The sequence below is a fragment of the Streptomyces caeni genome, assembly GCF_042678285.1.
Lineage (GTDB): Bacteria > Actinomycetota > Actinomycetes > Streptomycetales > Streptomycetaceae > Streptomyces > Streptomyces caeni.
In genome coordinates, this window is record NZ_JBHUDX010000105.1 from 49,921 (window position 1) to 57,969 (window position 8,049).

8 protein-coding genes and 2 pseudogenes are annotated in these 8,049 nt (G+C 73.2%); 8 read left to right on the plus strand and 2 right to left on the minus strand.

All coding sequences use genetic code 11. From position 1 onward, the window contains the following. A pseudogene (locus tag ACFSL4_RS32885) lies at window positions 1–519 on the minus strand (hypothetical protein); the annotation flags it as partial. A 440-nt stretch (window positions 520–959) separates the two neighbouring features. Here ACFSL4_RS32885 and ACFSL4_RS32890 point away from each other — a divergent pair. After that, a pseudogene (locus ACFSL4_RS32890) lies at window positions 960–1,115 on the plus strand (hypothetical protein); the annotation flags it as partial. 53 nt (window positions 1,116–1,168) lie between these two features. Beyond that, window positions 1,169–1,969 (plus strand): PP2C family protein-serine/threonine phosphatase, encoded by an 801-nt coding sequence (locus tag ACFSL4_RS32895; protein WP_381091147.1) that lies wholly within the window; start codon window positions 1,169–1,171, stop codon window positions 1,967–1,969. Window positions 1,970–2,035: 66 nt separating this feature from the next. Here the strand turns inward: ACFSL4_RS32895 and ACFSL4_RS32900 are convergent, their stop codons facing one another. Then, window positions 2,036–2,176, minus strand: coding sequence for a hypothetical protein (locus tag ACFSL4_RS32900; protein WP_381091148.1), 141 nt, complete (start codon window positions 2,174–2,176; stop codon window positions 2,036–2,038). A gap of 198 nt (window positions 2,177–2,374) precedes the next feature. Between ACFSL4_RS32900 and ACFSL4_RS32905 the strand changes: the two genes are divergently transcribed. The 6 genes from ACFSL4_RS32905 to ACFSL4_RS32930 all read left to right on the plus strand — a co-directional run. Then, window positions 2,375–3,580 carry a sensor histidine kinase gene (locus ACFSL4_RS32905; RefSeq protein WP_381091150.1) on the plus strand — a complete coding sequence of 402 codons (1,206 nt, stop codon included), beginning with the start codon at window positions 2,375–2,377 and terminating at the stop codon, window positions 3,578–3,580. A gap of 81 nt (window positions 3,581–3,661) precedes the next feature. After that, window positions 3,662–4,474 (plus strand): LytR/AlgR family response regulator transcription factor, encoded by an 813-nt coding sequence (locus tag ACFSL4_RS32910; RefSeq protein WP_381091152.1) that lies wholly within the window; start codon window positions 3,662–3,664, stop codon window positions 4,472–4,474. Beyond that, window positions 4,467–4,841 (plus strand): hypothetical protein, encoded by a 375-nt coding sequence (locus tag ACFSL4_RS32915; RefSeq protein ID WP_381091154.1) that lies wholly within the window; start codon window positions 4,467–4,469, stop codon window positions 4,839–4,841. Before ACFSL4_RS32910 ends, ACFSL4_RS32915 begins: the two co-directional genes overlap by 8 nt. Beyond that, window positions 4,838–6,397, plus strand: coding sequence for a sodium/solute symporter (locus tag ACFSL4_RS32920; protein ID WP_381091156.1), 1,560 nt, complete (start codon window positions 4,838–4,840; stop codon window positions 6,395–6,397). The genes ACFSL4_RS32915 and ACFSL4_RS32920 overlap by 4 nt, the downstream gene beginning before the upstream one ends. A gap of 287 nt (window positions 6,398–6,684) precedes the next feature. Continuing rightward, on the plus strand, window positions 6,685–7,329 hold the full coding sequence (locus tag ACFSL4_RS32925) for an acetate uptake transporter (RefSeq protein WP_381091158.1): 645 nt from the start codon (window positions 6,685–6,687) through the stop codon (window positions 7,327–7,329). Between the two features lie 43 nt (window positions 7,330–7,372). Continuing rightward, a partial coding sequence (locus ACFSL4_RS32930) for an AMP-binding protein (RefSeq protein ID WP_381091160.1) occupies window positions 7,373–8,049 on the plus strand: 677 nt, incomplete at its 3' end.

Consider the following 8,049-nt stretch of genomic DNA (forward strand, 5'->3'; position numbering starts at 1 on the left):
GCCCGGGTCGGCGCCCAGGCGGCCGGCCGGGCCGCCGAGCAGGCGCTGCACGGTGGCCGGGGGCACGGCGGCGAGGAGGCCGACGGTGTGGATGCCGTAGTCCCGCAGGATCCCGGCCTGGCGGGGGCCGATGCCGTGCAGGGCCTCGACGGGCAGGGACCCCAGCCACTCGGCGGCGTCGCCGGGCTCGACGGCGAGGACGCCTCCCGGTGGCCGGATCCGTCCGGAGGCGGTGGCCGCGACGGTGATGGTCGGCCCGATCCCGACGCGGACGTCCACGCCCAGCCGGGAGATGGTCCGCACCCGCAGCATCTCCCCCAGCCGGCGTGCGCCGACGCCGTGATAGCGCAGCGCGCCCTTCAGCTCCACCAGGGCCGCCGACGGCGGAAGGGCCTGGACGACCGGGGACAGCTCTGTCAGCTGTTCCAGGACCTGCCGGAAGACGTCCTCGGGCAGGCGGTCGGGGCAGCGCACATGCATCACGGTCGACGTGTCGTCCCTCGTCCTGTCCACGGTCATGGCATCCACCTCCGCGACCCACATTATCGAACGATAATTCGAACATGCGAGGGCTGAGGGACCGGGCGGTGGGTACCAGCGCACGCCTCCGGACGAAGGGAGGGCCGCGATGAGCGCTCCGGACAAGGGACCGGACGGCGTCGGCGTACCGGTGACTCCGGCGAGGGTGCTCCTGGACTCCGCGGGGTGATCACCGAGCGGAGCAAGGAGGCCGAGGCCCTGCTGGGCCACGGGCCCGAGGAGATGCTGGGCCGGCCGCTGTCGTCGCTGCTGGTCCGGCCCGGCCGCCGAGACGGCCCACCTTCCGGCGCGCCGCGTTCCGGTCGGCCGAGGCCGCCGGTCTCAGGCCCGCCTGCTCGACGGGCGGCAAGGCCTCGTACGGCTTCCCCACACCGCTGACCCAGTGCCTGGCCGACCTGCGCCCCCGCCTGGTCCGTGAGGTGGACGAGGACAGCGAGTGGCCGGCGCACGATCCCCTCAGAGCCGACCGCATGCGCGCCGCGCGCGTGCACTCGATGATGGTGGTGGTGCCGCTGGCCGCGCGCGGAGTGGTGCTCGGCGCGGCGAGCCTCTACCGGTCCGCGACGCCCGACCCCTTCGACGAGGAGGACCTGGCCATCGCCGCCGAGTTCGCCGCGCACACCGCCCTGTGCGTGGACAGCGCCCGCCGGTACGCGCGGGAGCGACCGCGGCCCTGGCCCTCCAGAACAGCCTGCTCCCGATGCGGCTGCCCGCCCGGCACGCAGTCGAGGCGGCGTTCAGCTGCCCGCCGGGGCACGCAGGCGGGCTCTGGTACGACGTCTTCCCGCTGTCCGGCGCACGGGTCGCGCTCACGGTGGGGGACGTGGCGGGCCACGGCATGCGCGCCGTGGCCACCATGGGCCGCCTCCGCGCGGCGACCCACAGCCTGGCCGCCCTGGACCTGGCCCCTGACGAGGTGCTGGCGCACCTCGACGACCTGATGGTCCGGCTCGCCGAAGAGGGCCGGGAGGTCCCCGGCACCGAACCGCTCAACGGCCGGCCCACCACCGCCACCTGTGTGTACGCCGTCTACGACCCCGTGAGCCGCCGTCTCGATGTCGCCCGTGCCGGGCATCCCGCCCCGCTCCTGACCCATCCCGACGGGCGCGCGCGGTCGGCGGGCGCGCCCGCCGGCTCGCCGCTGGGCGGCGACGGGCTGCCGTTCGAGACCTGGGAGACGCACCTGCCCGAGGGAAGTCTGATCGCCCTCTACACGAGGGGCTCGTGGGCCGGCCCCCGCGGAAGGGATGGAGCGGCTGCGGCGCATCATCGTCCAGCCGCACTCGAGCGTCCGGGAGGCATGCGACGCGGTGATCTACTCCGAGCTGTCCGCGCGGCCCGGGGAGGACGTGGTGCTCGTGATCGCGCGCACGCGCGCCCCTGCACCAGGACAAGGTCGCCTCCTGGACCTTCCCCAGCGACCCCGTGATCGTGGCCACCGCCCGCACGCTGGCCGACCGCCGGCTCGCGAGCTGGGGCCTGTCCGATCTCGCGTTCAGACGGAGGTGGTCGTCAGCGAGCTGGTGACCAACGCCATCCGCCGCGCCCCGGGCACGATCCAGGTGCGGCTGATCCGGAACGGCTCCCTGATCTGCGAGGTCACCGACACCAGCAGCGCAGCCCCCATCTGCGCCATCCGCACACCACCGACGAGGGCGGCCGGGGGCTGCTGCTGGTCGCCCAGCTCACCGAGCGCTGGGGCACCCGCCGCACCCGCCGGGGCAAGACGATCTGGACCGAGCAGCCGCTGCCCGCGCAGGTCGCCGGCGAACCGCGCCCCGCCCCCGGCACCTGACTCCGTCCGCCGCGCCGACGCCGGGTTACCGTGTCCGGCATGGCGGGCATATTCCGGCAGCGCAGATGGCTGCGCCGGCACCCTGGATTCGACGGGCGGGCCGGGCAGGCCGCGTTCGAGGCGCTGCACCGTGCGTCTCTCGCGGCACCGGCACTGCGCGGTGGGCTGACGGAGTCGTCGGCCGGCGCGGCCGCGCGGCATCTGCGCGAGTTGCTCGGCGTTCCCGCGCTGGCCGTCACGGACACGGAGCGCGTGCTGACCTGGGACGGCGCCCGAAAGCACCACGCCGCGCAGGTCCTGGACCTGGCGGCGGAGGTGCTCGCGGGCGGCAGGACGGCCGTGGTCAAGGCCGACCGGGTGTGGTGCGGGCAGGCACGCTGCGAGGTCAGGGAGGCCGTCGTGGCACCGCTGGTCGTGGAGGACCGGGTCGAGGGCGCGCTGCTCGCGTACGCCCCGGTGATGTCGGCGGGGCTGGTCCGGGCGACCGGCGAGGTGGCCCGCTGGACCTCCGGCCAGCTGGAGCTCGCGGAACTGCACCGTTCCCGCACCCGCCTGGTGGAGGCGGAGCTGCGTGCGCTGCGCGCGCAGATCTCCCCGCACTTCTCGTGCAACGCGCTCACCGCGATCGCGTCGTTCGTGCGCACCGATCCGGAGCGCGCCCGCGAACTGCTGCTGGAATTCGCGGACTTCACGCGCTACTCGTTCCGCCGGCACGGAGAGTTCACCACGCTGGCGGAGGAGTTCCGCTCCATCGGCCAGTACCTGCTGCTGGAGCAGGCGCGCTTCGGGAACCGGCTGCGCGTCGACGTGCAGGCCGCGCCGGAGGTGCTGCCGGTGGCGGTGCCCTTCCTCTGTGTGCAGCCCCTGGTCGAGAACGCGGTACGGCACGGTTTCGAGGGCAAGCCAGGGCCGGGGCAGATCACCGTGATCGCCGGGGACGCGGGCGCCGAGGCGCACATCACCGTCGAGGACGACGGGGTCGGCATGGACCCCGAGAAGCTGCGGCGCATCCTGACTGCGGGAGGGGCGGGGATGCCCGGTGCCACCGGGTCCGGCGGGGTCGGGCTCGGCAACGTCGACGCCCGGCTGCGCCAGGTGTACGGCGACGCGTACGGGCTGGTGATCGAGACCGCGCCGGGAGCGGGGACCCGGGTGCGCATGCGGGTGCCCAAGTACCGGGCGGGCGTGTCGGCCCCCGCGGTCGGCGGGGAACGCGTGACCGGCCGACTCGATACGCTCAAGTGAGCACTCGGTTTTCACACGTGTGAGGAAGCCCACACCGTCTAGTGGATTGACCGAATGTGCGAAGAATGTCCACACTCATGCATGCTGCGCTTCCTGGTGGCCGATGACGAGCCGCATGCCCTTGACGAGCTGGTCTACCTCCTCGGGCTGATCCCGGGCGTCGGCCCGGTGGAGTCCGCCGCGGACGGAGCGGCCGCGCTGCGGGCGCTGGACCGCGCACTGGAGGAGCACCGCGCCATGGACGCCGTCTTCCTCGACGTGCGGATGCCCGGGCTCGACGGGCTGGACGTGGCGAGGGTCCTGTCCCGGTTCGCCGAACCGCCGCCCGTGGTGTTCGTGACCGCGTACGACGACTTCGCGGTGCCGGCCTTCGAGGTGCGGGCGCTCGACTACCTGCTCAAACCCGTCCGCTCCGACCGGCTCGCCGAAACCGTCCGGCGCATCGCCGAGCGGCAGCCCGGCGGAGGCCCTCCGGACCGGGAGACCGCCACCGCCCCGGCTGCCACGGACCCACCCGCGCCCGCCGCGGCGGCCGCCGACGACCAGGTGATCCCCGTCGAGCTGTCGGGCGTGACGCGGTTCATCCAGCGCTCGGAGGTACGGCACGTCGAGGCCTGCGGCGACTACGTGCGTCTGCACCTGGCCTCCGGCAGCCATCTGCTGCGGATACCGCTGTCCACCCTGGAGGACGAGTGGCAGGACGCCGGATTCGTGCGCGTGCACCGACGCCACCTCGTCGCGACCGAACACATCGAGGAACTGCTGACCGAAGCGGGCCGGATGTCGGTGCGCGTAGCGGGCACGGTGCTGCCGGTCAGCCGCCGCAGCAGCCGTAAGCTGCGCGACCTGCTGCTGTCCCCGTCGGGCGTGCCGGGCAGGACCGCCGATGGCTGAACTGCCGCGCCGCGTGACCGTCACCCATCCGCGCACCCAGGCCGCCCGTCCCGGTCTGCGGCACGCCGTGGTGCGGGACGTGCGCGAGCAGACGGCGCTCGGTGAGGTGTATGTGAGGGCGCTGATCCGCTCCCAGCTCCGGCTCGGGCTGCTGATCTGCGCCGCCGTCTGCCTGCCGCTGGCCTGCCTGCCGCCGCTGCTCGCATACGTGCCGGTGCTGCGCGAGGGACGGCTGTGGGGCGTCGGCGTACCGTGGCTGGTCCTGGGCCTGCCGGTGTACGCACTGCTGGTGGCCGCCGGAGCCTGCTACGTGCGGCGGGCGGAACACAACGAACGTGACTTCGCGGAGAACGTCCACCGGTCATGAGTGCACCGCAGAACCTGACCGCCGTGCTGCTCGTCGTGCTCGCGACGGTGGCGGTCGGCGGCTACGGCCTCCGTTCCCGCTCCACGCCGGACTTCTACGTCGCCTCCCGCACGGTCTCGCCCCTGCGGAACGCGGCCGCCGTCAGCGGCGAATACCTCTCGGCCGCCTCCTACCTGGGCATCGCGGGGCTGGTGGTGGCCTACGGAAGCACCATGCTCTGGTACGGCATCGGGTACACGGCGGGATATCTGGTCCTGCTGGTCCTGGTGGCCGCGCCCCTGCGCCGGTCGGGAGCCTATACCGTCTCCGACTTCGCCGAGGCGCGCCTCGGCTCGCTGGGCGTACGGCGGGTGGCCACCGTCTTCGTGGTGGTCATCGGGTGGCTCTACCAGGTACCGCAGCTGCAGGGCGCGGGCCTGGCGCTGCACACCACGCTCGGCGCGCCCCCGTGGGCGGGCGCCGTGCTGGTGTCGGCGGTGGTACTGGTGAGCGTGATCGCCGGAGGCATGCGCAGCGTCACCCTGGTCCAGGCGTTCCAGTTCTGGCTGAAGCTGGCCGCGCTCGCGGTCCCGGCGATCGCCCTGCTGCTTGTCTGGCGCGGCGCCTGGCACCCGGCCGGCACCTCGGCCGTCGCCGCCGCGCACACCGCGCCCGTGCGGGACGACGGCGGGCATCAGATGTACAGCCTGTACTCGCTGATGGTCGCCACCTTCCTCGGGGCAATGGGGCTGCCGCATGTGATCGCCCGCTTCTACACCAACCCGGACGGCCGCGGGGCCCGCCGCACCACGGTCGGCGTCCTCGGGCTGCTGGGTGTCTTCTATCTGCTGCCCGAGGTGTACGGCGGGCTCGGGCGGCTGTTCGCGCCGGGCCTGGCCGAGGGGAACCGGGTGGACACCGTGGTGCTGCTGCTGCCGGGGCGCCTGGTGCCCGGCGCGGTGGGGCAGCTGCTGACGGCGATGGTGGTCGCGGGTGCCTTCGCCGCCTTCCTGTCGACCTGTTCGGGGCTCGCCCTGTCCGTGGCCGCGGTGCTCTCCCAGGACGTCGTCGGCGGGGACGTACGGGGCTTCCGCAAGGCTTCTGCGGTGGCCGTTGTCGCGCCCTGCGCCATAGCCCTGCTGCTGTCGGAGAGCGGTGTCTCGGTGGCCCACGAGATCGGCCTGGTCTTCTCGGTGGCCGCCTCCACGTTCTGTCCCCTGCTGGTGCTGGGCATCTGGTGGCGGCGGCTCACCGCCCCCGGGGCCGTCTCCGGGATGCTGGTCGGCGGCGGCTCGGCGCTGGCCTCCGCCGTCCTCACACTGCTCGGCGTGGGCGGGCCGGGCTGGACCGGAACCCTGCTCGCCGAGCCTGCCGCCTGGAGCGTACCGGCGGCGTTCCTGACCATGGTGGGTGTCTCCCTTGCCACGCGCTCCCGGGTGCCCGCGGGGGCTTCCGTGATGCTGGCCCGCCTGCACGTGCCGGAGGAACTGGTGGCCGGCGGGGTCGACCACTCGGCTGCGGAAGGCGACCGCTCGTCCCGGGACCACAGCCGTCCGTCGCGCCACCCGCACCGCTGATCGACAAGTACCGCCAGGGGGCTCCCTGCCGAGCCCGCGAGTGCCGCACAGTAACCCGCCAGAGCGAGTCGCCGCGGAAAGCCCGGCAGCCGAGCCGCGCTCCCGACCGGGAGTGGCACCGGACCGTCCGCGCGCTCGTGCCAGACCGTCGCGTACCCCGGTTCCCCAACCCGGAGCCGGCACGCGGTCCGTCGCGCACGGCGCCGTCGGCCACCGCCTGATTTCCGTGGCCCCCCGTACCTCCCGCCCCCGTGCCGAGGTACGCCTCTCGATACAAGGAGTGCACCGTGACCGAGCTTCAGACGCCCGTCATCGACAGCCCGTCCGCTGCCGACGCCCCCGCCGTGCAGGCGCCGTCGCACCCGCCGATCGCCGACCCGGGCCCGCTGGGCCTGGCCGGGTTCGCCCTCACCACCTTCGTGCTCTCCTGCTTCAACTCCGGCCTGATCAAGGACGGGACGCTGGAGGCCGTGGTGCTGCCGCTCGCGCTGTTCTACGGCGGCATCGCCCAGGTCCTCGCCGGCATGTGGGAGTTCCGCAAGAACAACACCTTCGGCGCCGTGGCGTTCACCTCGTACGGCGCCTTCTGGCTCTCCTTCGCGGGCTACGTCAAGTTCGTCGCCCCCCACCTGGTGCCGGCCCACGCCCACCAGGCGACGGGCCTGTTCCTGCTGGCCTGGACGATCTTCACCGTCTACATGACGATCGTCACCACCCGCATCAGCGGTCTCCTGCTCGCCATCTTCTCGGTGCTGTCGGTGACCTTCGTGCTGCTCACCGCCGGTCAGCTGCAGCAGCAGACGTCCCTGATCCACCTGGGCGGCTGGGCGGGGCTGCTCACCGCGCTGCTCGCCTGGTACGGCTCGTTCGCCGGCGTGGCCAACAACACCTGGAAGAACAAGTCCCTGCCGACGTGGCCCTTCTCGGGCTGATCCACACCCGCTGACCGTCCGAACGACCACGAGGGAACCCCACATGAGCAACGAGACCCTGGCCAACCTGCTGAAGGAGGAGCGGCGGTTCGCGCCGCCGGCCGAGCTGGCCGAGAACGCCAACGTCACCGCGAAGGCGTACGAACAGGCCGCCGAGGACCGGCTCGGTTTCTGGGCCGAGCAGGCCCGGAGGCTGACCTGGGCCACCGAGCCGACCGAGACACTGGACTGGTCGAACCCGCCGTTCGCCAAGTGGTTCAAGGACGGCACGCTCAACGTCGCCTACAACTGCGTCGACCGGCACGTCGAGGCCGGCCACGGCGACCGGGTCGCGATCCACTTCGAGGGCGAGCCCGGTGACAGCCGCGCCATCACCTACGCCGAGCTCAAGGACGAGGTCTCCCAAGCGGCCAACGCCCTGGCGGGTATGGGTGTCGGCACGGGCGACCGGGTCGCGATCTACATGCCGATGATCCCCGAGGCCGTGGTCGCGATGCTGGCCTGCGCCCGCGTCGGCGCCGCGCACTCCGTCGTCTTCGGCGGCTTCTCCGTCGACGCCATCACGGCCCGGATCCAGGACGCCGACGCCAAGGTCGTCATCACCGCCGACGGCGGCTACCGCCGCGGCAAGCCGTCCGCGCTCAAGCCGGCCGTCGACGAGGCGCTCGAGCGCGTGGACAACGTCGAGCACGTGCTCGTCGTGCGCCGCACCGGCCAGGA

What these genes read in the sequence shown, in the direction of transcription:
- ACFSL4_RS32900 (WP_381091148.1), bottom strand. Translation starts at nt 2,176, where the DNA reads ATGGCGCAGATGGGGGCTGCGCTGCTGGTGTCGGTGACCTCGCAGATC.
- ACFSL4_RS32905 (WP_381091150.1), top strand. Translation starts at nt 2,375, where the DNA reads ATGGCGGGCATATTCCGGCAGCGCAGATGGCTGCGCCGGCACCCTGGA.
- ACFSL4_RS32910 (WP_381091152.1), top strand. Translation starts at nt 3,662, where the DNA reads ATGCTGCGCTTCCTGGTGGCCGATGACGAGCCGCATGCCCTTGACGAG.
- ACFSL4_RS32915 (WP_381091154.1), top strand. Translation starts at nt 4,467, where the DNA reads ATGGCTGAACTGCCGCGCCGCGTGACCGTCACCCATCCGCGCACCCAG.
- ACFSL4_RS32920 (WP_381091156.1), top strand. Translation starts at nt 4,838, where the DNA reads ATGAGTGCACCGCAGAACCTGACCGCCGTGCTGCTCGTCGTGCTCGCG.